Here is a 25,402-nt window from a genome sequence, read left to right on the forward strand (position 1 = left end):
GGGTAAACCGGCAGGGATGCCGGTTTAGCCGCCCCGCGCCATGGATGGCGCGTGGCGGCGGCCCCCCAAATCACTGGCGGATTACGGGCACACCGAGCCCAAGCGAGGTGCCGAGTGGTGGGGCAAGAGCGTTTTGCTTACTTTTGCGCTGTTCAAAAGTGAGCCGCCGTCAGGGCGGAACCCTAAGTGGCCGTTACCGCAGCAATGGATACCTACACAATCCAACTGTGTCGCCTGTCAGGCCGCCTTCGCGAGCAAGCCCGCTCCCACAATTGAATCGTGGGATGTCAGGTAGAGAAGTGTCGGCTGGTAGGTCGTCATCGCAGGCAAGCCAGCTCCCACAGTTGGAGCGCGGGACGGCAGGGAGATAAGCATCGGCCGGCCGCCACGGGATACAAAACTTTTCAAATCCCGCATGTACAGCCAAAGAACCGCTGACGTACTTTCCGCTACACCAGTCGATGTACCTGGACCCGACCAAGAATAAGAAAAGGGACGTCCCGCCATGACTCACCAGCAAAACGACATGATCACCTGGAGCATGATGCTGCGTAAGGTGCCTGCCATCGTTCGAGCCCTCCCACGCGTGGTGCGCGGCATGCGCGCGGCCAACGTCACCGACCCCAGGCAACCCTGCGGCCTGGGCTGGCATTTCGAACAAGCCACCTTGCGCAACCCTGACGGTGCTGCCCTGCTGTATGCAGACAGCGTGATCAGCTACCGCGACGCCAATCAGCGCGCCAACCGTCTTGCCCACCACCTGCAAGCCCAAGGCATCGGCAAGGGTGACGTGGTGGCGCTGTTTATCGAGAATCGCCCCGAGTTGCTGCTCAACGTACTGGCCGTGGCCAAGCTGGGCGGCATCTGCGCCATGCTCAACACGGCGCAAACTCAAGGGGCGCTGGTACACAGCCTGACCCTGGTCAACCCGGTTGCCATCGTGGTCGGTGCCGAATTGCTGAGCCCTTACGCGGCGGTGCGCGAACAAGTGCAGATCCCGGCCGAGCGCACCTGGTTCGTGGCCGATCAGCCCGGCAGTGCAGTGCCCGATGGCTATATCGACCTGATGGCCGCCAGTGCTGAAAGCCCGGGGGACAACCCGGTGAGTTCCGCGCAGGTGTTCTTCAATGACCCCTGCTTCTATATCTACACCTCCGGCACCACCGGCTTGCCCAAGGCCGGCATCATGAAGCACGGGCGCTGGACCAAAACCGCCGTGAGCTTCGGCAGTATCGCCCTGGACATGGGCCCGCAGGACGTCCTCTATTGCACCTTGCCGCTGTACCACGCCACCGGCCTGTGCGTGTGCTGGGGGGCGGCGATTATCGGCGCATCGGGCTTTGCCATTCGACGCAAATTCAGCGCCAGCCAGTTCTGGGATGACGCGCGCAAGTTCAAGGCGACCACCCTGGGTTATGTCGGTGAGCTTTGCCGCTATCTGCTCGACCAGCCTGCCAGTGCGCAGGATCGCGATAACCACGTGACCAAGATGGTCGGCAACGGCTTGCGCCCCGGTGTGTGGGCGCAGTTCAAGCAGCGCTATGGTGTGGCGCATATCTGCGAGCTGTATGCCGCCAGCGACGGCAATATTGGCTTTACCAACGTGCTGAACTTTGACAACACCATCGGCTTTTGCCTGCAGCATTGGGCGCTGGTGGATTACGCCCATGACACTGGCGAACCCCTGCGCGGCAGCAATGGGTTGATGGTCAAGGTGCCCACCGGCGGGCAGGGCCTGTTACTGGCGCGCATTGATGAAAAGTCGCCCTTCGACGGTTACACCGACCCGGAAAAGAACCGCAAGGTGGTACTAACGGACGTGTTCGAAAAAGGCGACCGCTATTTCAACATCGGCGACCTGGTGCGCAGTATCGGTTTCGGCCATGCGCAATTTGTCGATCGCCTGGGGGATACCTATCGCTGGAAGGGCGAAAACGTCTCGACCACCGAGGTGGAAAACGTTTTGCTGCAACACCCGCAGATTGCTGAAGTGGTGGCCTATGGCGTCGAGATCGACAACACCAACGGCCGCGCCGGCATGGTCGCCATCACCCCCAGCGAATCCCTGGCCAGCCTGGACATGCGCGAACTGCTGCAATTCGCCCACGGCCAGTTGCCCCCTTATGCGGTGCCGTTGTTTTTGCGGATCAAGGTGAAGATGGAAACCACCGGCACGTTCAAGTACCAGAAAGTGACGCTCAAGCAGCAAGGGTTCGACCCGGACAAGGCCGGCAATGATCCGGTTTATGCCTGGTTGCCGGGTTCGGACAGCTATGTGCCGGTGACCGGGCAATTGCTGGCGCAGATCCAGGGCGGCCACTTCCGTTATTGATTCTGGCTATGGCGGCTTTTGACAAAAAAGCCATGACACCGGGGAACTCCCTCGCGACACTGGGCGCCTTAAACAGTTATATCAGTCGCCTCAGCAAGGAGCCCCCATGTCACAACAGCCTAAACAAATGACCGAAGACGAAGCCGCCGAATTTGCCGAGCAAGTCTTTGACGTGGCCCGTCGCGGCGACGCCGCCATGCTTGCCGCACTGTTGGCCAAAGGCCTGCCGGCCAACTTTCGTAATCACAATGGTGACACCTTGTTGATGCTCGCGGCTTACCACGGCCATGCCGAGGCGGTCAAAGTGCTGCTGGAGTTCAAGGCCGATCCCCTGATCGCCAACGACAAGAACCAATTGCCGATTGCCGGTGCGGCGTTCAAAGGCAACCTGCCGGTGGTCCAGGCGTTGATCGAAGGCGGCACACCGGTTGAGGCGGCCTCCTCGGATGGGCGTACGGCGTTGATGATGGCGGCGATGTTCAACCGCGTTGAGATGGTTGATTACCTGCTCGGTAAAGGCGCAAACCCCAAGGCCACTGATGCACAGGGCGCGACGGCGCTGGCTGCGGCGCAGACCATGGGTGCGGTGGATACGGCGGCGAAGTTGCAGAAACTGGTGTAGGCTACGCGCCCTTCAAAACTTGCCCGTTACAGGATCGCCCCATGAAAACCGCCCTCGTCGAACTCATCAGCAAAATCAGCGCCGGCGTCATGGGTGAGGACGAAGTAGCGCGTATCGCCGACGAAGCGGCCCAGGCCTATGCGGACCCGGCAGCGTTCCTGGCGGCCAACCCGGATATCAACTACGACGACAGTTTCCCGATCCCGTTAGGGGAGTGGGTGGTGGTGGGTAGCTTGCCGGACACGGTGTTGTTCCAGGCTGATACCTATGGCGACCTGTTTGCCCAGATCGTCGCGTCGTTCGGTCCGGGTGTGGCGTTCAACCTCAAGCCCAAGCAACTGGCCAAGACCGAAGACCTGACCGCGCTCAACCGCATCCAGATCCAGATGAGCGCCCTGAGCCCGGAAGACGGCGGTTATGTGCTGGTGAACTTCAGCCAGTTGCTGGACGACGAGATCCAGGCGGTGCTGGTGTTCGGCAACGACCTGCCACGAGTGCTGGAACTGTGTGCCGAAGTCGGCATCAAGGCCGAGCCCTCGCTTGAAGCCTTGAAGATTGCCGTACACGTCTGAAATAAAACGGAACCCCCGCCAAGGCTGACTATCCTACAAGGGCATGCCCTCACTTTAGGAGCGACACCATGGGTTCCACGTTTAATAGCCTGATTGGCCTGATCATCCTCGCGCTGGACATCTGGGCGATCATCAACGTGTTCAAAAGCGGCGCCAGCACCGGTGCCAAAGTGCTGTGGATTCTGTTGATCCTGCTGTTGCCAGTGCTGGGCCTGATCATCTGGGCTATCGCCGGGCCGCGCGGTAACGTGCGGATCTGACGACCTGCTCGATTTGCGGTGGGCACCGTCAATGTGGGAGCTGGCTTGCCTGCGATTGCGGTGTGTCAACCAAGACAATGCAAGCTGACCCACCGCTATCGCAGGCAAGCCAGCTCCCACACGGGTTTCACGGCATTAAGTAGATTTGTGTGTCGAAACTATTCGCCGCACGAAATTTTCACATCCCATCCAAGACAATTCGCCGGCTTTAACCGGCTGCCAGGGCTCTATCTCCAGTGCCCTTAAAGGCATGGCCGTGCCTTACGTTCAGTAATTAATAGCCTTGCCGGCCTTGATCGGGCACCATTTGTGCCACCGCGTTAACCGCCTACCCCAGCCAGCCTGGGCGAGGGACGGACGCCACTGCATTATTTCGCAACTTAAACTTCCAATGGGTCCTAAAACGACATGGCAAACCCGGACGCCCTGAATCAGCAGCGAGCTTCAAATCGCCTGCTGCAACCGACCGTCAAATCCCATCTGGCGTACACGCTGCTCTGCGCACTGGTCATGATGGTGATGTTTTCCCTGCTGCGCCTGGCGTTGCTGGTCTACAACCGCGAGATGATCCTGGACACGCCGGCCTCGACGTTCCTTGAAGCGTTCGCCAACGGCCTGCGCCTGGACATTCGCCTGGTAATGTACCTGCTGATTCCGCTGCTGCTGGCGCTGTTCAGCGTGCGGGCCATGGCGGCGCGTGGGTTCTTCCGTTTGTGGCTGACCGTCGCGTCCAGCATCGCCTTGTTCCTGGGCCTGATGGAGATGGACTTCTACCGCGAGTTCCACCAGCGCCTCAACGGCCTGGTCTTCCAGTATGTGAAGGAAGACCCGAAAACCGTGATGAGCATGCTCTGGTACGGTTTCCCGGTGGTGCGCTACCTGCTGGCCTGGGCCGTGGGCACGCTGATCCTGAGCATGGCCTTCAAGGGCGCTGACCGCGCAACGCGCCCCCGTGGCCCCTTCAGCGGCGGCACTATCAGCACGCGCCAGGTCGCGCCATGGTACAGCCGCATCGCAGTGTTCATGGTCTGCCTGCTGGTTGCCGTGGTCGCCATCCGTGGCACCTTGCGCCAGGGGCCACCGCTGCGTTGGGGTGACGTCTACACCACCGATTCGAACTTCGCCAACCAGTTGGGCCTCAATGGCACCTTGTCGCTGATCGCGGCGGCCAAGGCGCGCTTTGGTGAAGACCGCGCCAATATCTGGAAGGCCACTCTGGAACAACCGCTGGCCACCCAGACCGTGCGCGACATGCTGGTGCTGCCGCAAGAGAAGCTGGTAGACACCGACACCGCTGCCGTGCGCCGTGACTTCACGCCACCGGCCGAGAAAACCCTGCCGATCAAGAACGTCGTGGTCATCCTGATGGAAAGCTTCGCCGGTCACTCGGTGGGCGCATTGGGACGTCCGGGCAATATCACCCCGTACTTCGACAAGCTGACCCAAGAGGGCCTGCTGTTCGACCGCTTCTTCTCCAACGGCACTCACACCCACCAGGGTATGTTCGCCACCATGGCCTGCTTCCCGAACCTGCCGGGTTTCGAATACCTGATGCAGACCCCGGAAGGCAGCCACAAGCTGTCGGGCCTGCCGCAGTTGCTCAGTGCGCGTGATTTCGACGACGTGTATGTCTACAACGGCGATTTCGCCTGGGACAACCAGTCGGGCTTCTTCAGCAACCAGGGCATGACCAACTTCATCGGCCGTAATGACTTCGTCAACCCGGTGTTCTCCGACCCGACGTGGGGCGTGTCCGACCAGGACATGTTCAACCGTGGCCTGGAAGAACTGAAGGCACGCGAAGGCGGCAAGCCGTTCTACGCACTGCTGCAAACCCTGTCCAACCACACGCCGTACGCGTTGCCGACCCCATTGCCGGTTGAGAAAGTCACCGACCGTGGCAGCCTCAACGAGCACTTGACGGCCATGCGCTACTCCGACTGGGCCCTGGGCCAGTTCTTTGAAAAGGCCCGCAAGGAGCCGTACTTCAAGGAAACCCTGTTCGTGATTGTCGGTGACCACGGCTTCGGCAACGAGCAGCAGATCACCGAGATGGACCTGGGCCGCTTCAACGTGCCGATGCTGATGATCGCACCGGGCATGCGCGAGAAGTTCGGTGAGCGTGACCATACTGTGGGCACCCAGATCGACATCGTGCCCACCATCATGGGCCGCCTGGGCGGCGACACCTTGCACCAGTGCTGGGGCCGTGACCTGCTGAACCTGCCGGAAGGTGATAAAGGTTTCGGCGTGATCAAGCCATCGGGCAGCGACCAGACCGTGGCCTTGCTCACCGGTGACCGCGTACTGGTATTGCCCAAGGAAATGCCACCCAAGTTGTGGGAATACACACTGGGCGCCGAGCCGACTGGCAAGGTGATTCCTGAGTCGCCGGACGAAGCCGCACTCAAGCAGAAACTTGAGTCGTTCCTGCAAACCGCGACCAAGAGCCTGCTGGATAACACCGCAGGTGTGGTGGACGGTAAGCCGGACTAACTGACCGGCAATAAAAAAGAGGCCTTCTAGAAGGCCTCTTTTTTTTGCTTCTCAATTGTAGGAGCGAGCTTGCTCGCGAAGAACCTCAACGCTAACGCGCGCGTACTGAGTAAACGCGGCGCTTGCAAGTTTTTCGCGAGCAAGCTCGCTCCTACAAAACCGCGGCGTTTATATCTTGCCGAGCAACAACAGCACCAGCAGAACAACCAGTACCACACCCAGGATACCCGACGGTCCATAACCCCAGTTACGCGAGTGCGGGAACACCGGCAGGCCACCGACCAGCAGGAGGATCAGGATAATAATCAGAATGAGGCTCATGGTTTTATTCCTTATAGGTTCTTTGCAAAAACCGGCTGTTTAACCGTTGGTTCGTCCATGTACAGTGGGACGCCTTACCCCTTCCGACTCTGCCGCTTCGTAGAAAATTCATTGTTTTTATAAAACATTTTGATGCGTTGCTTATTTCTTTTAACGCGTACGCAACTTGAACTAATCAGTTGAAAAAAATTGAACTTAGTCTATGTGCGCAGCTGCGACCGAGCCCGCGGTTTGCCTGGGGCATTCATCACCCTGATGGTGCGTGGGTGGAGCAAAAACCTTCGCTACACTGCCGGTCACTTCTTCGTGAACCACAAGGCTACCTCCTATGCAAAACCGCATGATGATCACTGGCGCCGGGTCTGGCCTGGGTCGCGAAATCGCTCTGCGCTGGGCCCGTGAAGGCTGGCAGTTGGCGTTGTCCGATGTCAGCGAGCCCGGTTTGCAGGAAACCCTCAAGCAGGTTCGCGAGGTGGGCGGTGATGGTTTTACCCAGCGTTGTGACGTGCGTGACTACAGCCAGCTCACAGCCTTTGCCCAGGCCTGTGAAGTAAAGCTCTGCGGCATCGATGTGATCGTCAACAACGCCGGCGTGGCCTCGGGTGGGTTCTTCGCTGAATTGTCCCTGGAGGATTGGGATTGGCAGATCGCAATCAACCTGATGGGCGTCGTCAAAGGCTGCAAGGCGTTCCTGCCGCTGCTGGAAAAGAGCAAGGGGCGCATCATCAACATCGCGTCAATGGCCGCGCTGATGCAAGGCCCGGCCATGAGCAACTACAACGTGGCCAAGGCGGGGGTGGTGGCATTGTCCGAGAGCCTGCTGGTGGAGCTCAAGCAACAGGAAGTGGGTGTGCATGTGGTGTGCCCATCGTTTTTCCAGACCAACCTGCTCGACTCCTTCCGTGGGCCAACCCCAGCCATGAAGGCCCAGGTGGGCAAACTGCTTGAGAGTTCGCCCATCTCGGCGGCGGATATCGCCGACCACATTTACCAGCGCGTGGCCGCAGGCGAATTCATGATCCTGCCCCATGAGCAAGGCCGCATGGCTTGGGCGTTAAAGCAGAAAAATCCGCAACTGCTGTATGACGAAATGACACTGATGGCCGACAAGATGCGCGCCAAGGCGCAGGCTGTGAAGGGCTGATTCGGCTGGGGTCTGTCAGACAAATTACCTACCTGCGTAGGCAGTGCCTGATTTTCCCGCAAGCCATTGCCGGCCCAGCGCCAAGGGGGCATGGTCGAGGTCCTGTTACTGGAAAAGGACAACCGCCATGCTGGTCTTAAGCCGTGCCACAGGCGAAGCAATCGCCATTGGCGATGACATCACCGTGCATATCCTGGAAGTGAACGGTACTCATGTGAAATTCGGCATCGAGGCGCCCGTGGGCGTCAACGTGCACCGCGCCGAGGTGTACCGCAAGATTCTCAAGCGCCAGGGCCCGGCTCCCGTGCCGGTGCCCAACCCTTAGGCGCCGCTGTTCAGTCGAACAGGTGCTTGGGCACATCGTGCTTGAGCATCAACTGGCATTGCTCGCTCTCGGGGTCGAAGACGATCAGCGCCTGGCCTTTGGTCAGCGCCTGGCGCACGCGCAGCACGCGGGTCTCCAGGGGCGTGTCGTCGCCATTGTCGGTGCCGTCGCGGGTGACGAAGTCTTCGATGAGGCGGGTGAGGGTGTCGACTTCAAGTGCATCGTAGGGAATCAGCATACAAGCCTCAGGTGTCAGGTCCCGGCGATGCTACTGCGCCGGGACCTTTGTTGCCAGTATCAACTCACCGCGTCAGGACTTCTGGCCGACCAGGCTGTCCACCGACGGCACACGGGTGTCGCTCTCCATTTGCGTTTCATGCTCGATCTGATGACTGAACCGGTCCAGTGAACCCTGGGCCGGTTGCGCATCGCTGGCAAACACCGGCGGGCTGAGGATGTAGGCGCCCAACAAGCGGCTCAGGGCGGCCAGGCTGTCGATATGGGTACGCTCGTAGCCATGGGTGGCGTCACAACCGAAGGCCAGCAGCGCGGTGCGAATATCATGGCCGGCGGTGACCGCCGAGTGCGCATCGCTGAAGTAATAGCGGAACAGATCGCGGCGCACCGGCAGGTCGTTGTCCGACGCCAGGCGCAGCAAGTGGCGGGACAGGTGATAGTCATAAGGGCCGCCGGAATCCTGCATGGCCACGCTCACTGCATGTTCGCTGGACTGCTGGCCGGGGGCGACCGGGGCGATATCGATGCCGACAAACTCACTCACATCCCAGGGCAGGGCGGCCGCTGCGCCACTGCCGGTTTCTTCGGTGATGGTGAACAGCGGGTGGCAGTCGATCAGCAGGGGCTGGCCACTGTCGACGATGGCCTTGAGCGCAGCGAGCAGGGCGGCGACGCCGGCCTTGTCGTCCAAGTGGCGGGCGCTGATATGCCCGCTTTCGGTGAACTCGGGCAGTGGGTCGAAGGCCACATAGTCGCCGACGCTGATTCCCAGGGAGTCGCAGTCAGCACGTGTGGCGCAGTAGGCGTCCAGGCGCAGTTCCACATGGTCCCAGCTCACCGGCATTTCATCCACGGCGGTGTTGAATGCGTGCCCGGAGGCCATCAGCGGCAATACGCTGCCGCGAATCACACCGTTGTCGGTGAACAGGCTGACGCGGCTGCCTTCGGCAAAGCGGCTCGACCAGCAGCCCACCGGTGCCAGGGTCAGACGCCCGTTGTCCTTGATCGCACGCACGGCGGCGCCGATGGTGTCCAGGTGCGCGGAGACGGCGCGGTCAGGGCTGTTTTTCTGGCCCTTGAGGGTGGCGCGAATGGTGCCGCGCCGGGTCATTTCAAACGGAATGCCGAGTTCTTCCAGGCGTTCTGCGACGTAGCGCACGATGGTGTCGGTAAAGCCGGTGGGGCTGGGAATGGCGAGCATTTCCAGCAGCACTTTTTGCAGGTACGCCAGATCAGGTTCGGGAATGGTTCGGGTCATGGAAACTCCTGATGAGTTGAGGGCGATCGTTCCCACGCTCTGTGATCGTTCCCACGCTCTGCGTGGGAACGCCTCAGGGACGCTCTGCGTCCGCTGTGGTGACGCAGAGCGTCACAGGCTGCATTCCCACGCGGAGCGTGGGAATGATCGGTAGTCAGCTAGCCGGCTGACTGTGTGGAAACAACAAATCCACAAACTTCTCAGCCGTAGGTTGCGGTTCATGGTTGGCCAGGCCGGCCCGTTCGTTGGCTTCGATAAACACATACTCCGGCTGGTCGGCCGCAGGCACCATCAGGTCCAGGCCGACCATAGGGATATCCAGGGCACGGGCCGCACGTACGGCGGCGTCCACCAGCGTGGGGTGCAGGATCGCCGTGACGTCTTCCAGGCAACCCCCGGTGTGCAGGTTGGCGGTGCGTCGCACGGCCAGTTGCACGCCACGGGGCAGGATGCTGTTGTAGTCGTAACCTGCAGCTTTGAGGGTACGCTCGGTTTCTGCATCCAGCGGAATTTTGCTCTCGCCGTCGGTGGCCGCCTGGCGACGACGGCTTTGTGCCTGGATCAACGCGCGAATCGAATGTTGACCGTCGCCGATCACTTCGGCAGGGCGGCGAATCGCAGCCGCGACCACTTCAAAACCGATCACCAGGATGCGCAGGTCCAGGCCTTCGTGGAAGCTTTCCAGCAACACGCGGCTGTCGAACTGGCGCGCCGCTTCAATCGCCTGCTGCACCTCCTCGATGCTCTGCAAATCCACGGCGACGCCATGGCCTTGCTCGCCATCCAGCGGCTTGACCACGATGCGCTGGTGTTCGTCGAGAAACTCCAGGTTGTCGTCGGCACTGCCCGCCAACTGTTGCACCGGCACCTGCAGGCCCGCCGCCTTGAGTACCTTGTGGGTCAGGCTCTTGTCCTGGCACAGGGTCATGCTGATGGCGCTGGTCAGGTCGCTCAGGGACTCACGGCAACGCACGCGACGCCCGCCGTGGCTAAGGGTGAACAGGCCCGCATCGGCATCGTCGACCTGCACATCAATGCCGCGCCGATGGGCTTCTTCGACAATGATGCGCGCGTAAGGGTTGAACTCCGCCTGGGGCCCCGGGCCCAGGAACAGCGGTTGATTGATACCGTTCTTGCGCTTGATCGCAAAGGTGGTCAACGCCCGAAAACCGAGCTTGGCGTAAAGGCTCTTGGCCTGGCGGTTGTCGTGCAGCACCGACAAGTCCAGGTAGCTCAAGCCTCGGCTCATGAAGTGCTCCACCAAGTGGCGCACCAACACTTCACCGACCCCAGGCCGCGTGCATTGCGGGTCGACGGCCAGGCACCAGAGGCTGCAACCGTTCTCCGGGTCGTGGAAGGCCTTGTGATGGTTGAGGCCCATCACGCTGCCAATCACCGCGCCGCTGTCTTCATCTTCGGCCAGCCAATACACCGGGCCGCCTTGATGACGTGGGGTGAGGCGCTCCGGGTCGACGGGCAGCATCCCTCGGCCCTGGTACAGGTGGTTGACCGCTTGCCAGTCGGCCTCGCTCTGCACCCGGCGAATACGAAAGCCGCGAAACACGCGGGTGGCCGGGCGGTAGTCGGTGAACCACAGGCGCAGGGTGTCGGACGGGTCGAGGAACAGTTGCTGCGGGTCAATGCCTAGGATCTGCTGAGGCGCGGCTACGTACAGTGCGATATCGCGCTCGCCGGGCTGCTCGTTGAGCAGTTCCTGGGCCAGGCTTGCCGGGTCGGGAAAGGTGTGGCCGATCAACAACCGGCCCCAGCCGCAATGTACGGCAATCGGGTCGGCGGCCAGTGCGCTGCCATCCTCGGCCAGGCGCGCTTGCAGGCGCTCGTAGGTCGGCGCCTGGCCTTTGAGTAAGCGTTGGCTGTAAGCCGCGGCATTCGGTTTCATGGATCAGATTCCTTGTTCGCTCAGCCACAGGTTCAGCGCCGCCAGCTGCCACAGCTTGGAGCCGCGCAGCGGGGTCAGTTGGCCTTGCGGGTCGGTGAGCAAGCGGTCGAGCATGGCCGGGTTGAACAACCCACGGTCCTGGCTCGGGTCCAGCAGCAACTCGCGCACCCAGTTCAAGGTATCGCCCTGCAGATGCTTGAGGCCGGGCACGGGGAAGTAGCCTTTCTTGCGGTCGATGACTTCGCTGGGGATCACCCGACGCGCCGCTTCCTTGAGCACCTGTTTGCCACCGTCGGGCAGCTTGAACTGGGCCGGCACACGGGCCGAGAGTTCCACCAGGCGGTAGTCGAGGAACGGTGTGCGCGCCTCCAGGCCCCAGGCCATGGTCATGTTGTCCACGCGTTTGACCGGGTCGTCTACCAGCATCACCGTGCTGTCCAGGCGCAGGGCCTTGTCCACGGCCGCGTCGGCGCCGGGCATCGCGAAATGCTCGCGCACGAAGTCGCCGGCAGCGTCGTTGGCGGTCAGCCATTTGGGCGCGACGGTCGCCGCGTAGTCGTCGTAGCTGCGGTCGAAAAACGCCTCGCGATAGGCCGCATACGGGTCGCTGGCGCCATCCACTTGCGGGTACCAGTGGTAACCGGCGAACAATTCATCGGCGCCCTGGCCGCTTTGCACCACTTTGCAATGCTTGGCCACTTCCCGCGACAGCAGGTAGAAGGCGATGCAGTCATGGCTGACCATCGGCTCGCTCATGGCGCGGAAGGCTGCCGGCAGTTGCTCGATGATCTCGCTTTCGGCAATGCGCAGTTGGTGGTGATGGGTGCCGTAGTGCTTGGCGATCAGGTCTGAGTACTGGAACTCATCGCCACGCTCACCGCCAGCGTCTTCAAAACCGATGGAGAAGGTCGACAAATCCTCCACGCCCACTTCGCGCAACAGGCCGACGAGCATGCTCGAGTCGACGCCGCCAGAGAGAAGCACGCCCACATCCACCGCCGCACGTTGGCGAATGGCCACGGCTTCGCGGGTGCTGTCGAGCACGCGGTCGGTCCAGTCTTCCAGGGTCAGGTGTTTTTCGTCCTCATGGGGGCCGTAGGGCAGGGTCCACCAGGTTTTCTGTTCAGTCTTGCCGCTGGCGTCGATGCGCATCCAACTGGCAGGCGGCAGTTTTTCGATGCCGGCCAACAGCGTGCGCGGTGCGGGCACCACGGCGTGGAAATTCAGATAGTGGTTGAGGGCGACCGGATCGAGGATCGGGTTGATGTCACCACCCTTGAGCAACGCGGGCAACGCCGAGGCAAAGCGCAGGCGTTGGCCGGTGCGCGACAGGTACAGAGGTTTGACCCCCAGACGGTCGCGGGCGATGAACAGGCGCTGGGCATCACGCTCCCAAATGGCAAAGGCGAACATGCCGTTGAGCTTGGGCAGCAACGCTTCGCCCCAGGCGTGATAACCCTTGAGCAATACTTCGGTGTCGCCACCGGAATAGAACGCATAACCCAGGGCTTCCAGCTCTTGGCGCAGCTCCGGGAAGTTATAGATGGCGCCATTGAACGCCAGGGACAGCCCCAGATGGGCGTCGACCATCGGCTGGGCGGAGCCGTCCGACAGGTCCATGATTTTCAGGCGGCGGTGGCCCAAGGCAATCGGCCCTTGGGCATGAAAACCCCAGGCGTCGGGGCCTCGGGGGGCGAGGTGATGGGTGATGCGTTCTACGGCTGCCAGGTCGGCAGGTTGATGATCAAAGCGTAACTCGCCAGCTAATCCACACATAAATTCCTTACCGGTTTTTCCGTTGGGGAGGGGTCAACACTCAATACGCCCAAAAGGGCGCGTACCCAGAAACTGACCCAGTGCTATGCGTGGAGTTTTAGACCGATAAGTTATAAGGCCGCTAATCACTTTGCCATCAATCGGTCTCTTTGCGAGGCGCGGCTTGGCCTCGAACCAGAGCCCGCAGGGCAAAGCGGTTGGGGTGGCAAGCCTCGGCTACGCTGGTTGGCACTGGCAGGGGCTCATCACTCAGCCACGCAGCCAGCAGTTCGCCGCACAACGGCGCAGTGATCAATCCACGCGAGCCATGGCCGCTATTGAGAAACAGACCCGGCAGCCACGGGCATGGCGTTTGCGGCACTTGCCGGGCGTCTTTGCCCAGTACCGCATAAGCCTGCTCAAACGCCGCATGGTCAGCCAGTGGCCCAACGATGGGCAAGTAGTCAGGGCTGGTACAACGAAACGCGGCACGCCCCTCCAGCTGTTCGGGCGCCAAGCGATCAGCACCCAGGCGCTGCAGCAGGTCGGTAGAAATCTCACCCAGCATCTGCAGGTTGCCGTGGTGTTCGGCCGGCGTGGGCGTGAGGTCCTGATTGGTGAAGTCAAAACTGGCGCCCAGGGTGTGTTCGCCAAGCCGAGCCGGTGCGACGTAGCCCTCGGCACAGACGACAGTGGCCAGGGCCTTACTTGCCGGGGTTTGCGCCAGCCGCGTGATCTGCCCACGGATGCGCTTGAGCGGTATGTCAGCACTGAAGGGGAAACGCTTGATCTCCGCAGCCCCGGCGAGCACCACGACACCGGCGCTGGCCAGTACGCGGTCACCGGCGCGGGCTTGCCATTGGTCGTCGAGCCGGTGCAGTTCCAGTGCCTCGTGGTGGGTGAGCACTTCAATCAGGGGATGTTTCGCCTGCCACTGGCACAGCGCGGGTGGATGCACCCAACCGCCCTGTGGGAAAAACAACCCGCCGTGGGCCAGTTCGATTCCCGCCTTGTGCTGCGCCTGCTCGCGGTCCAGCAGGTGCAGCAGATCTGGAGCGAAGGCGTGTGCCAATTGAGCCTGACGCTGGCTCTCCTTGGCATCAAACGCCAGCTGCAACACGCCACAGCCGTCCCAATCGACGCCTCGGTGCAAGTGTTCCAGCAGACGCCGGGTGTGGCCAAAACCGCTGAGTATCAGTTGGGACAAGGCCGTGCCATGGGCCGAAAGCTTGAGGTACAACACACCCTGTGGGTTGCCCGAAGCTTCCTGTGCCAGGCCGGCATGGCGCTCCAGCAGGCTGACACGCCAGCCACGGGCGGCGAGGCTGGCGGCGGTCGCACAGCCGGCCAAGCCGCCGCCGATGACCAGGGCGCGACGTTCACCCTCGATGGCGGGAGGCCGGGCGAACCAGGGTTTACGTGGGGCCGGCGCGGGAGCGTCCTCGGGCCAACCGACAAACTCCCCACGCAGGATCTCCCATTTATGCCCGATGCCCGGCGTGCGTTTCATCTTGAACCCGGCGGCATTGATCAACCGCCGTACCCAGCCGGTGCTGGTGAAGGTGCTGATGGTCGAGCCCGGTGCCGCCAGGCGTGCCAGTTCGGCGAACAGCTCGGCGGTCCACATGTCGGGGTTTTTCGCCGGGGCGAACCCGTCGAGAAACCACGCATCGATTTGGGCGTCCAGTTGCGGCAACTGTTCCAGCGCATCGCCGATCAACAGGGTCAGGGTCACGCGGCCGTTGTCCAGTACCAGGCGCTGGAAGCCCTGGTGGATGGCAATGTAGTGCGCCAGCAGTTGCTCGGCCAACGGTTGCAGTTCGGGCCAGAGGGCGAGGGCGCGTTGCAGGTCGGCGTGGCTGAGGGGGTATTTCTCCACGCTGACAAAGTGCAGCCGCGCACCGGCCACCGCGTGCTGTTGGAACAACTGCCAGGCGCAGAGGAAATTCAAGCCGGTGCCGAAGCCGGTCTCACCAATCACCAGGCGCCCACCTGCCGGCAAGGCGGCGAAGCGTTCCTGCAAGCGGTTCTGCTCCAGGAACACGTAGCGGGTTTCTTCCAGGCCAGACTGGTCGGAGAAATACACATCGTCGAACACCCGCGAATGCGGGCGGCCTTGGTCATCCCAGTCGAGCTGGGCGTGGGTGATGGGGTTCATGGCGGCTCATAAAATGAAAGCGGGCAAAGACAAGGCGGCCATTCTAGCCGATCAACAGGCGTTGAATTGACCCATGGCAAGAGTGGCGTGTATTTCCTTGCGCGTGTCGTGGCCCAATCCGCTAGTCTTGAGCCATCTTGAAACGGAGCTGCCCATGTTCGAATCCGCCGAAATCGGTCACGCCATCGACAAAGACACCTACGACGCCGAAGTGCCGGCCCTGCGTGAAGCCTTGCTGGAGGTTCAGTATGAGCTGCAACAGCAGAAGCGCTTCCCGGTGATCATCCTGATCAACGGCATCGAGGGCGCGGGCAAGGGTGAAACCGTCAAGCTGCTCAATGAATGGATGGACCCGCGCCTGATCGAAGTGCGCACCTTCGACCAGCAGACCGACGAAGAACTGGCGCGCCCGCCGGCCTGGCGCTACTGGCGGCAACTGCCGGCCAAGGGCCGCATGGGTATTTTCTTCGGCAACTGGTACAGCCAGATGCTGCAAGGCCGCGTGCATGGGCAGATCAAGGATGCGCGCCTGGACCAGGCCATCGCCGGCGCCGAGCGCCTGGAAAAGATGCTCTGCGATGAAGGTGCACTGATCTTCAAGTTCTGGTTCCACCTGTCCAAAAAACAGATGAAGGCGCGCCTCAAGGCCTTGGCCGACGACCCGCTGCACAGCTGGCGCATCAGCCCGCTGGACTGGCAGCAGTCCAAGACCTACGACAAGTTCGTGCATTTCGGTGAGCGGGTGCTGCGCCGCACCAGCCGCGATTACGCGCCGTGGCATGTGATCGAAGGCGTCGACCCCCATTACCGTGGGCTGACCGTGGGCAAGATCCTGCTCGATGGGCTGCAAAGTGCGCTGAAGCAGGCCAAGGTTAAGGCCAGCGGCATGAACCCGGCGCCGTTGCTGGCCTCGGTGGACCGCAAGAGCCTGCTCGACAGCCTCGACATGACCCTGCGCCTGGACAAGGACGATTACGAAGAACAACTGATTACCGAACAGGCACGCTTCTCTGGCCTGATGCGCGACAAACGCATGCGCAAGCACGCCCTGGTAAGCGTGTTCGAGGGCAACGATGCGGCGGGCAAGGGCGGGGCGATCCGTCGTGTGGCGGCGGCACTGGACCCGCGCCAGTACCACATCGTGCCGATTGCCGCGCCCAGCGAAGACGAACGGGCCCAGCCGTATCTATGGCGGTTCTGGCAGAAAATCCCGGCGCGCGGCATGTTCACCGTGTTTGACCGCTCCTGGTACGGCCGCGTGCTGGTGGAGCGTATCGAAGGCTTTTGCACCCCGGCGGACTGGATGCGCGCCTATGGCGAGATCAATGACTTTGAAGAGCAACTGCGCGATGCGGGGGTGATTGTGGTCAAGTTCTGGCTGGCCATCGACAAGGAGACGCAGCTGGAGCGCTTCCAGGCCCGAGAGGAGATCCCCTTCAAACGCTTCAAGATCACCGAAGACGACTGGCGCAACCGCGACAAGTGGGACGACTACCGTGCGGCGGTGGGCGACATGGTTGACCGCACCAGCACCGAGGTGGCGCCCTGGACCCTGGTAGAAGCCAATGACAAGCGCTGGGCGCGGGTCAAGGTGCTGCGCACCATCAACCGTGCGCTGGAAGAAGCGTTTGATAAAAGCGACAAGCACGACAAGAAGAAAAAGAAATAGCCTGTAGGAGCGAGCTTGCTCGCGAAAAACGTCAACGATAACGCGTGCTTCCTGAGTGAACGCGGCGCCTATTAGTTCTTCGCGAGCAAGCTCGCTCCTACAGAGGCTCCATGCTTTTGTATCCACGCAGTGAATGATCATCGCTGTCGGCCAGGCATGGCTCTATCCTCGATCCACAACCACAAGATCGAGGTAGCCCATGCGTGAAGTAGTGATCGTCGACAGCGTGCGAACCGGCCTGGCCAAATCCTTTCGCGGCAAGTTCAACCAGACCCGTCCCGATGACATGGCGGCCCATTGTGTCAATGCGCTGCTGGCCCGCAACGGCGTCGACCCGGCGACGGTGGAAGACTGCATCGTCGGTGCCGGCTCCAACGAAGGCGCCCAGGGCTATAACATCGGGCGTAACGTGGCGGTACTCTCGCAACTGGGCACCGGTACGGCGGGCATGACCCTCAATCGTTTCTGTTCCTCGGGCTTGCAGGCGATTGCCATTGCCGCCAATCAGATCGCTTCGGGCTGTAGCGACATCATTGTTGCCGGTGGCGTGGAGTCCATCAGCCTGACCATGAAGAGCGTCAACACCGATAACCTGATCAACCCGCTGCTTAAAGAACAGGTGCCGGGCATTTACTTCCCCATGGGACAGACCGCCGAAATCGTTGCGCGGCGCTATCACGTCAGCCGCGAAGAGCAGGACCTTTATGCGCTGCAAAGCCAGCAGCGCACCGCAAAGGCCCAGGCTGATGGCTTGTTCAACGATGAAATCGTGCCGATGGCGGTCAAGTACAAGGTCGAGGACAAGAACACTGGCGCGGTACAGATCCTGGATGGCGTGGTCGACCGGGATGACTGCAACCGCCCGGACACCACCCTGGCCAGCCTCAGCGGCTTGAAGCCGGTATTTGCCGAGGATGGCTCGGTGACGGCAGGTAACTCCTCGCAGCTTTCCGACGGTGCGTCGATGACCCTGGTGATGAGCCTGGAAAAAGCCCTGGAACTGGGGCTCAAGCCCAAGGCGTTCTTCCGTGGTTTTACCGTGGCTGGTTGCGAGCCGGATGAAATGGGCATTGGCCCGGTGTTCTCGGTGCCCAAGTTGCTCAAGGCCAAGGGCTTGCAGGTAGCGGACATCGACCTGTGGGAACTCAATGAGGCTTTTGCTTCCCAGTGCCTCTACGCGCGTAATCGTCTGGAGATTGATAACGCCAAGTACAACGTCAACGGGGGTTCGATTTCCATTGGGCATCCGTTTGGCATGACCGGTTCGCGGCAGGTGGGGCATTTGGTGCGGGAGTTGCAACGGCGCAATCTGCGGTATGGGATTGTCACTATGTGCGTGGGGGGCGGGATGGGAGCCACCGGGCTTTTCGAAGCCGTGCGCTGACTCAGGTTGGAATAGCACCATTGTGGGAGGGCTAATGTGGGAGCTGGCTTGCCTGCGATAACGGCCTGCCAGCCGACACTTCTCTCCCTGACACCCCACAATCCAACTGTGGGAGCTGGCTTGCCTGCGATGACGGCCTACCAGCCGCCACCTATCTACCTGGCACCCCACGATCAACCTGTGGGAGCGGGCTTGCTCGCGAAGGCGGCCTGACAGTCAACACAGTTGGACCGGGTACATATCCGTTATTTAGGTAACGGCCACTTAGGGTTCCGCCCTGACGGCGGGTCACTTTGGAAAAGCCCCAAAGTAACCAAAGGGCTCTTGCCCCACCACTCGGCACCTCGCTTGGGCTCGGTGTGCCCGAACACAGGCTTGAATCCGTGGGCCGCCGCCACGCGCCATCCATGGCGCGGGGCGGCTAACCCGGCGTCCTGCCGGGTTACCCACGAATTCAAGCCTGCGTTCGGCCAGCGTGGTTTAACGGGGCGCTTAAGATCAAGATCACAAGCAGATCAAGATCAAGAGCGGCTCGCTTCGCATCGTGGTTACCGTTGATCGCGACAGCGTTGTGTGGATACCTATGGCCATCGCAGGCAAGTCAGCTCCCACATTCAAAACTGTGACGTATCCCAATTCAGTGACTTGCCCCTAGAATGCCTGCTCCACTTCCTCTGGCATCTGGGGCTCTCATGCACATTTCTTCCGGCCGCTGGGTCTATGGTTTTTTCCTGACCCTGCTGACCGCGTTTCTGTGGGGCATTCTTCCGATCAAGCTCAAGCAAGTATTGCAGGTGATGGACCCGATCACCGTGACTTGGTTTCGCCTCATGGTAGCGGGCACTTGCCTGTTCGTTTACCTGGCCGCTACCAAACGCCTGCCCAGCCGCAAAGTGCTTGGCCCCAAGGGTGGTTGGCTGGTGGGCATGGCGGTGTGTGGCCTGGTGGGCAACTACGTGCTGTACCTGGTGGGCCTGAAGATGCTCAGCCCAGGCACGGCGCAGTTGGTGGTGCAGATGGGGCCGATCTTTTTGATGGTTGCCAGTGTGTTTGTGTTCAAGGAGCGCTTTAGCCTGGGGCAAGTTATCGGGTTGGTGGTGTTGATCGCAGGCTTTGGCTTGTTCTTCAACCAACGCCTGGTGGAGTTGCTGACGTCCATGGGTACTTACACCGCCGGTGTGCTGACGATCCTGCTCGCCACCACCATCTGGGTGTTTTATGCACTGGGGCAGAAGCAGTTGCTGACGGTGTGGAATTCGCTGCAGGTGATGATGGTGATCTATCTGTCGTGTGCGCTGTTGCTCACGCCCTGGGCACATCCGCTGGAGGCGTTGCAGTTGAGCTCGCTGCAAGGCTGGCTGTTGTTGGCGTGCTGCATGAATACCCTGGTGGCCTACGGCGCATTTGCCGAAGCCTTGGCGCATTGGGAAGCGTCGCGGGTCAGTGCGACCCTGGCGTTGACGCCTTTGGTGACCTTTGTGGCCGTGGCCGTGGCGGCGTGGTTGTGGCCGGACTATGTGCAGGCTGAGCAGATCAATGCCCTGGGGTATTTCGGCGCCTTGGTGGTGGTGCTGGGGTCGGCGACCGTGGCGCTGGCGCCTTCGCTGCTCGCCGGGCTCAAGGCCCGGCGGCTGCGTACGGCGGTGTAGTCAGCTACCCAGCATGTTTTCCGGGCGTACCCACTGGTCGAACTCGGCATCGGTGAGGTAGCCCAGCTCCAGTGCGGCCTCGCGCAGTGTCAGGCCTTCGGCGTAAGCCTTCTTGGCGATCTCGGCCGACTTGTCGTAGCCGATATGCGGGTTCAGCGCAGTAACCAGCATCAGCCCGCGTTCCAGGTGTTGGGCCATTTGCTCGGCGTCGGGTTCGAGGCCGGCAATGCAATGCTCCTGGAAGTTGTTGCAGCCATCGGCCAGCAGGCGGATCGACTCCAGTAGGTTGTGGATGATCACCGGTTTGTACACGTTCAACTGCAAGTGCCCCTGGCTGGCGGCCATGCCGATGGTCACGTCATTGCCCAGCACCTGGCAGGCTAGCATCGACAGCGCTTCGCATTGGGTGGGGTTGACCTTGCCCGGCATGATCGAACTGCCCGGTTCGTTGGCCGGCAACTTGACTTCGGCCAGCCCGGCGCGAGGGCCGGAACCCAGCAGGCGCAGGTCATTGGCGATCTTCATCAGCGCCACGGCCAGGGTTTTCAGCGCGCCGTGCAGGGTCACCAGCGGCTCGTGGCCGGAGAGGGCGGCGAATTTGTTCGGCGCGGTTACAAAAGGCAAGCCCGACAACGCGGCCAGTTCGGAGGCAATCGCCTCGCCAAAACCATGGGGTGCATTGAGGCCGGTGCCGACGGCGGTACCGCCCTGGGCCAGCTCGCACACCGCGGGCAGGGCGCTGCGGATTGCCCGCTCGGCGTAATCGAGTTGGGCGATAAACGCCGACAGCTCCTGGCCGAAGGTGATTGGCGTAGCGTCCATCATGTGGGTACGCCCGGTTTTGACCAGCTTCATATGCCGAGCGGCCAATTCTGCGAGGCCGCCGGACAGCGTCGCGATCGCCGGCAGCAGTTGCTTGTTCACCGCTTGCACCGCGGCAATGCTCATGGCGGTGGGGAAGCAGTCGTTGGAACTCTGGGAACGGTTGACGTGATCGTTGGGGTGCACCGGGCTCTTGCCGCCTCGGTTGTTGCCGGCCAACTCGTTGGCGCGGCCGGCGATCACTTCGTTGGCGTTCATGTTGCTCTGGGTACCACTGCCGGTCTGCCAGACCACCAGCGGGAACTGGTCGTCATGCTGGCCGTCCAGGACCTCGTCGGCCGCCTGCTCGATCAGGCGGGCGATATCGGCGGGCAGGTCGCCGTTACGGTCGTTGACCCGTGCCGCAGCCTTCTTGATCAAGGCCAGGGCATGCAATACCGCCAGCGGCATGCGCTGCTCGCCAATCGCGAAATTGACCAGCGAACGTTGGGTTTGCGCGCCCCAATAGGCGTCATCAGGGACCTGTACTTCCCCCAGGCTGTCGGTTTCGATACGGCTCATCGGTCACCCTCCTTATGCTGTCGTGATTGGTCAGTTTAGGCCCTGGCGGCCAGCGTGGGTTCCCTAAAAGCGCTTTTGTGTCACCGCGCCCCGTGAAACCGGGGCTTGCCAAGAGGTGGGGTTGAGCCGAGAGGTTTTTTAGGCGCAGAATGGTCGCCCTTGGGGTCTTACCTCGCCTGCTAGAAAAGGAAACTCGATGACTCGTCTTCGTGCCATCTGTACCGCGGTTGCTCTGGTTTGCGCCAGCGGCCAGGTTCTTGCCGATACCGCCAGCCACAACGCCAGTGCCGAAGCCTTCCTTACCCTGGCCCATGCTGACAAGCTGGGGACCCCGGTGTACATGCAAGTGCAGCAAATGTTCGCCCAGCGTTTCGAACAGACCAAGGCGCCTGCCGCCAAGCAGTCCGTACTGGACAGCTACCAGGCCAAGGCCAACGCCGCTCTGGACCAGGCCATCGGCTGGCCGAAGCTCAAGCCAGACATGGTCAAGCTCTACACCACCAACTTCAGCGAATCCGAACTCAAGGACCTTGTAGCCTTCTACCAGTCGCCACTGGGTAAGAAAGTCCTGGAAAAAATGCCCCAGCTGACCCAGCAATCGGCCCAGATGACCCAGGCCAAGCTGGAAAGCGCCGTACCGGTGGTGAACAAGCTGTTGGAAGACATGACCAACGAGCTGGCGCCCAAAGCCGCCGCACCGGCCAAGAAGAAGTAAGCAGGAATGACCATGCAACAGCGTATCGAAACGGCCCTTGCCGCCCTGGCCCCGGAACATTTGAGCGTGCTGGATGAAAGCCACATGCACAGCCGTGGGTTGCAGACCCACTTCAAGGCCGTGCTGGTCAGTAAGCAGTTCGCGGGGCTCAACCGCGTCAAGCGCCACCAGAAGGTCTACGCCACCCTGGGTAGCCTGATGAGCGAGTTCCATGCGCTGGCGCTGCATACCTACACGCCTGAAGAGTGGGTGACAATCGACGCAGCCCCGGCCTCGCCGACCTGCGCCGGCGGGCACTGAAAACCTTTGAGACCGGCAGGTGCCAGCCTGCTGGTCTCGATAGGTGCTATCAGGATCTGGTTACAAAAGGCCGTCTTCAATACCCCCTTCCCAATGCCGAGACCTCTAGGATTTTTTGACCTTAGTGCAAACAGGTCATGAATTCATGTCTAACGCTCTTCATCGAAATACACCTACCTTGACGGCCATTGACCCTCGCGGGTTAGCCGTGCGCACTGTGCAGTATCACCGCGCAACGCTTGCGCACTCCCCACAGCCGCGCGTCAATCGCCAAGTGTTTGGGGCCAGTGGTTTCTTACTGGAACAGTGGGACCCACGTCAGTTCGCCCTAGGCTCGACCGGGGTGGCGGCGCAATCGAACCTTTATAGCCTCTCCGGCGAGGCCGTGCGTACTCTGAGTGCGGATGCCGGCTGGCGCCTGATCTTGCACGGCGCAGCGCGGCAGCGCCTGCATAGCTGGGACTCGCGTGGCGCCCATCAAGCGTTTCACTATGACCGTTCGCTGCGCCCTGTGGCGGTGTTCGAACAATCGGCAGAGGACTCGTCACCCCGTTGTGTCGAGCGTATGACGTACGCGCCCGCAGTCCCTGCCGAGGCCGTCGGTAATCGCTGCGCACGGCTGATTCGGCATTCGGACCCGGCAGGCGTTCTGCTGATGGAGGCGTACGGGATCGATCAACGCGTCATCAAGCAAACCAGGCGGTTTCGCGCCGACACCGCGCTGGTCGACTGGCCACAAAGCGACGAGGCCCAAGATCTGCTAGTGGAACGCCAGGCCTATACCACTACCTGGCGTTACGATGCATTGGGTGCACTGCTTGAGCAGACCGACGCCAAGGACAACCGCCAACAGTGGCGCTATGGGCAACAGGGCTGGCCGGCGGAAGTGGCGCTGACGTTGAAGGATGGCGAGCGCCAGGTGTTAATGGATCAGCGCGCTTATAATGCCGGCGGCCAGATCGTGTCCGAGCGGGCGGGTAATGATGTCACTAAAGTCGCCCGTTATTGCGAGCAAGATGGCCGGTTGCTGGAACTTAAGGTCTATCGTAAAGGGCAGGCCGCCGCGCCGTTGCAGCAGCTTGTTTATGAATACGACCCAGTGGGCAACATTCTCAGTCTTAGCGATCTGGTCCAGCCGACGCAATGGCACAGCAACGCCCGGATCGACGCAATCAGTCGATACCAGTACGACACGCTTTATCAGTTGATCCAGGCCAGCGGCCGGGAAAACAGCGCCAACACTGGCGGCCAGAAGTTCCCGACCGCGGTGCAGTTCGGGGCGACGGATCGGGGGCTCTGGCGCAATTACACCCAGCATTATGCCTATGATGCGGCGGGCAATCTGACGCGCCTTCGACACGTGCCCTCCAGCGGCACAGGCTATACCCGCGAAATGCAGGTGGCTGCGTTCAGCAACCGCGCCGTGCCTGCGGTGCAAGGGCGGCAGGTTCAATGGGATGAAGCGTTCGATGCCAATGGCAATCAGTTGTCGCTCGACGGCGTACAGCAGGCCGTCTGGGATGTGCGCAACCAATTGACCTACACCACCCAGGTACAGCGTGAGAACGGTGACCCGGATGTGGAGAGTTACCTGTATGACAGTCAAGGCCTGCGCGCACTCAAGGTGCGCAGCCGCGAAGCGCGTACAAAACCCTACACCCAGGGAACCTATTACCTGCCAGGCCTGCAGGTCCACAAGCAAAGCACACAGCGCTTCAATGTGCTGGACATCGATACGGGCGGTGGGCGAGTCACCGTGGTGCAATGGGAGTCGGGTAAGCCCCGCGAGATGAGCGCCCATCAGTTGCGATTCAGCGTTCTGGATCACCTCAAGAGCTGTGCGCTGGAACTGGACGAACAGGCTCGGTTGTTGAGCCAGGAGCATTACTATCCTTATGGCGCAACGGCGTGGTGGGCAACCAGCAATAATGTTCGGGGGGACCACAAGGTTCGTCGTTACTCAGACACGGAGCGCGATGCCACGGGCTTGTATTACTACGGCGCCCGTTATTACGCGCCGTGGTTGCAGCGTTGGATCAGCCCGGACCCGATGGACGATGTGGACGGCTTGAACCTGTATGCGATGGTCCGGGGCAATCCCGTGGGGTTCAGGGATGCCGGTGGCACGCAAACGACGTTTGGCGAGCAATTCCAGCCCAGTCGAGGGGATATCATTTTCGGCCTGGCCGCCACAATTACTGCCTACAGGAGTTTCTGGTCGAAGCTGAGTGCGCGAGGGGATGCGATGGTGGCCTATTTTTCAGGCGCGGAACTGCAGCGCTGGACTGCCGGGCTGGCGTCTCCCGTTCGCGCCTTCTCTGCTTTTCGCAACGCGAATGCGGACCTCTTCAGAGATTTGACGCAAAACCCAGACGATCCAGCGAAAGCTAACGAACTCAAGGCTGAGCTCATTGAGCAGCTTTCGGTCGGCGTCCGGCCGTTTTACGAGGGCATTGTTTTGAAGTACTCAGGGTGTACGTCAACTGCCTGCAACCAGCAATTCGCCAGGAAGTTTGTCAGTGATCTTGGCGCAGGCAAATATTCACTTGTAGCGACGGCTCACCAATACATTGGCACAGACCTTTTGACCATCCAGCAAAAGATCGTCACTCGAAGCAGCAAATCCGCTTTGGAAACCTTGACCAGCTTGCACAGTGCGGCGGTGGTCCATTTCGCTCTCGACAATTTGGACATAGGAGCCGTCATCAGCAAGCAGGGGGTATCTGCTACGGCTTCCGAGCTGCGCTGGCTCTATCGGCACAGGACGCAACTGGCAGGCCGCGTGAGGTTCTATCAAAACCAACAACGGGTCGACGCGCCTTGGGAGTCAAACGCGTCTGCTTGGCGTCGCTACACCCCGCGGCGTCCCGGGGTATCAGGGCGGGCGGCACGCTGACCAAACGCCTCGGCCTGTGAGCACAT

The 25,402-nt window shown here is 61.2% G+C and carries 20 protein-coding genes; 13 read left to right on the forward strand and 7 right to left on the reverse strand.

Translation table 11 applies throughout. From position 1 onward, the window contains the following. The first annotated feature begins 505 nt into the window (after positions 1-505). The 5 genes from CRN80_RS18740 (at position 506) to CRN80_RS18760 (ending at position 6,282) form a co-directional block, all read left to right on the forward strand. Positions 506-2,332, forward strand: a complete 1,827-nt coding sequence (locus CRN80_RS18740; protein ID WP_098950773.1) for a long-chain-acyl-CoA synthetase — start codon at positions 506-508, stop codon at positions 2,330-2,332. Positions 2,333-2,438: 106 nt separating this feature from the next. Continuing rightward, positions 2,439-2,954 carry an ankyrin repeat domain-containing protein gene (locus CRN80_RS18745; protein ID WP_032896022.1) on the forward strand — a complete coding sequence of 172 codons (516 nt, stop codon included), beginning with the start codon at positions 2,439-2,441 and terminating at the stop codon, positions 2,952-2,954. Between the two features lie 41 nt (positions 2,955-2,995). After that, entirely contained in the window at positions 2,996-3,526 is a 531-nt protein-coding gene (locus CRN80_RS18750; protein ID WP_003192772.1) for a hypothetical protein, read from the forward strand. Between the two features lie 68 nt (positions 3,527-3,594). Continuing rightward, positions 3,595-3,786 carry a PLDc N-terminal domain-containing protein gene (locus CRN80_RS18755; RefSeq protein ID WP_003192770.1) on the forward strand — a complete coding sequence of 64 codons (192 nt, stop codon included), beginning with the start codon at positions 3,595-3,597 and terminating at the stop codon, positions 3,784-3,786. 408 nt (positions 3,787-4,194) lie between these two features. Further along, a complete protein-coding gene (locus CRN80_RS18760) occupies positions 4,195-6,282 on the forward strand; it encodes an LTA synthase family protein (RefSeq protein WP_032896024.1) in 2,088 nt (695 codons plus the stop codon). Positions 6,283-6,450: 168 nt separating this feature from the next. Here the strand turns inward: CRN80_RS18760 and CRN80_RS18765 are convergent, their stop codons facing one another. Then, complete coding sequence (locus tag CRN80_RS18765) at positions 6,451-6,603, reverse strand: DUF3309 family protein (RefSeq protein WP_003192767.1); 153 nt, start codon at positions 6,601-6,603, stop codon at positions 6,451-6,453. 328 nt (positions 6,604-6,931) lie between these two features. Here CRN80_RS18765 and CRN80_RS18770 point away from each other — a divergent pair, with 328 nt between their 5' ends. Both CRN80_RS18770 and csrA read left to right on the forward strand, forming a co-directional pair. Continuing rightward, complete coding sequence (locus tag CRN80_RS18770) at positions 6,932-7,747, forward strand: SDR family oxidoreductase (RefSeq protein ID WP_098950774.1); 816 nt, start codon at positions 6,932-6,934, stop codon at positions 7,745-7,747. 127 nt (positions 7,748-7,874) lie between these two features. Continuing rightward, the gene (gene csrA / locus CRN80_RS18775) at positions 7,875-8,072 is read left to right on the forward strand and encodes a carbon storage regulator CsrA (protein WP_032896026.1); all 198 of its coding nucleotides are present in this window, start codon (positions 7,875-7,877) and stop codon (positions 8,070-8,072) included. A 10-nt stretch (positions 8,073-8,082) separates the two neighbouring features. On the opposite strand, the gene CRN80_RS18780 is transcribed toward csrA, so the two are convergent. The 5 genes from CRN80_RS18780 to mnmC form a co-directional block, all read right to left on the reverse strand. Beyond that, positions 8,083-8,310: a YheU family protein gene (locus tag CRN80_RS18780; RefSeq protein WP_003192759.1), complete on the reverse strand. Its 228-nt coding sequence runs from the start codon at positions 8,308-8,310 to the stop codon at positions 8,083-8,085. A gap of 72 nt (positions 8,311-8,382) precedes the next feature. Further along, positions 8,383-9,567 (reverse strand): osmoprotectant NAGGN system M42 family peptidase, encoded by a 1,185-nt coding sequence (locus tag CRN80_RS18785; protein WP_032896028.1) that lies wholly within the window; start codon positions 9,565-9,567, stop codon positions 8,383-8,385. Between the two features lie 154 nt (positions 9,568-9,721). Further along, positions 9,722-11,467 (reverse strand): N-acetylglutaminylglutamine synthetase, encoded by a 1,746-nt coding sequence (gene ngg, locus CRN80_RS18790; RefSeq protein ID WP_098950775.1) that lies wholly within the window; start codon positions 11,465-11,467, stop codon positions 9,722-9,724. A 3-nt stretch (positions 11,468-11,470) separates the two neighbouring features. After that, entirely contained in the window at positions 11,471-13,243 is a 1,773-nt protein-coding gene (locus CRN80_RS18795; RefSeq protein ID WP_034126154.1) for an N-acetylglutaminylglutamine amidotransferase, read from the reverse strand. 136 nt (positions 13,244-13,379) lie between these two features. After that, the gene (mnmC, locus tag CRN80_RS18800; RefSeq protein WP_098950776.1) at positions 13,380-15,380 is read right to left on the reverse strand and encodes a bifunctional tRNA (5-methylaminomethyl-2-thiouridine)(34)-methyltransferase MnmD/FAD-dependent 5-carboxymethylaminomethyl-2-thiouridine(34) oxidoreductase MnmC; all 2,001 of its coding nucleotides are present in this window, start codon (positions 15,378-15,380) and stop codon (positions 13,380-13,382) included. A 154-nt stretch (positions 15,381-15,534) separates the two neighbouring features. Between mnmC and pap the strand changes: the two genes are divergently transcribed. The 3 genes from pap to CRN80_RS18820 all read left to right on the forward strand — a co-directional run bounded on the left by pap (position 15,535) and on the right by CRN80_RS18820 (position 20,082). Then, entirely contained in the window at positions 15,535-17,049 is a 1,515-nt protein-coding gene (gene pap / locus CRN80_RS18805; RefSeq protein WP_032896033.1) for a polyphosphate:AMP phosphotransferase, read from the forward strand. A 199-nt stretch (positions 17,050-17,248) separates the two neighbouring features. Next, positions 17,249-18,433, forward strand: coding sequence for a thiolase family protein (locus tag CRN80_RS18810; RefSeq protein WP_098950777.1), 1,185 nt, complete (start codon positions 17,249-17,251; stop codon positions 18,431-18,433). 692 nt (positions 18,434-19,125) lie between these two features. Further along, the gene (locus CRN80_RS18820; RefSeq protein WP_032896036.1) at positions 19,126-20,082 is read left to right on the forward strand and encodes a DMT family transporter; all 957 of its coding nucleotides are present in this window, start codon (positions 19,126-19,128) and stop codon (positions 20,080-20,082) included. Here CRN80_RS18820 and CRN80_RS18825 read toward each other — a convergent pair whose 3' ends face one another. Continuing rightward, on the reverse strand, positions 20,083-21,465 hold the full coding sequence (locus CRN80_RS18825) for a class II fumarate hydratase (protein ID WP_032896037.1): 1,383 nt from the start codon (positions 21,463-21,465) through the stop codon (positions 20,083-20,085). A 196-nt stretch (positions 21,466-21,661) separates the two neighbouring features. On the opposite strand from CRN80_RS18825, the gene CRN80_RS18830 reads away from it, so the two are divergent. The 3 genes from CRN80_RS18830 (at position 21,662) to CRN80_RS18840 (ending at position 25,376) form a co-directional block, all read left to right on the forward strand. Continuing rightward, complete coding sequence (locus CRN80_RS18830; RefSeq protein ID WP_014719258.1) at positions 21,662-22,180, forward strand: DUF2059 domain-containing protein; 519 nt, start codon at positions 21,662-21,664, stop codon at positions 22,178-22,180. 6 nt (positions 22,181-22,186) lie between these two features. Beyond that, positions 22,187-22,480 (forward strand): BolA family transcriptional regulator, encoded by a 294-nt coding sequence (locus tag CRN80_RS18835; RefSeq protein WP_098950778.1) that lies wholly within the window; start codon positions 22,187-22,189, stop codon positions 22,478-22,480. 145 nt (positions 22,481-22,625) lie between these two features. Beyond that, positions 22,626-25,376 (forward strand): RHS repeat-associated core domain-containing protein, encoded by a 2,751-nt coding sequence (locus CRN80_RS18840; RefSeq protein WP_098950779.1) that lies wholly within the window; start codon positions 22,626-22,628, stop codon positions 25,374-25,376. Positions 25,377-25,402 lie beyond the last annotated feature (26 nt).

The organism is Pseudomonas sp. FDAARGOS_380 (genome assembly GCF_002591235.1).
Classification (GTDB): Bacteria; Pseudomonadota; Gammaproteobacteria; order Pseudomonadales; family Pseudomonadaceae; genus Aquipseudomonas; species Aquipseudomonas salmasensis.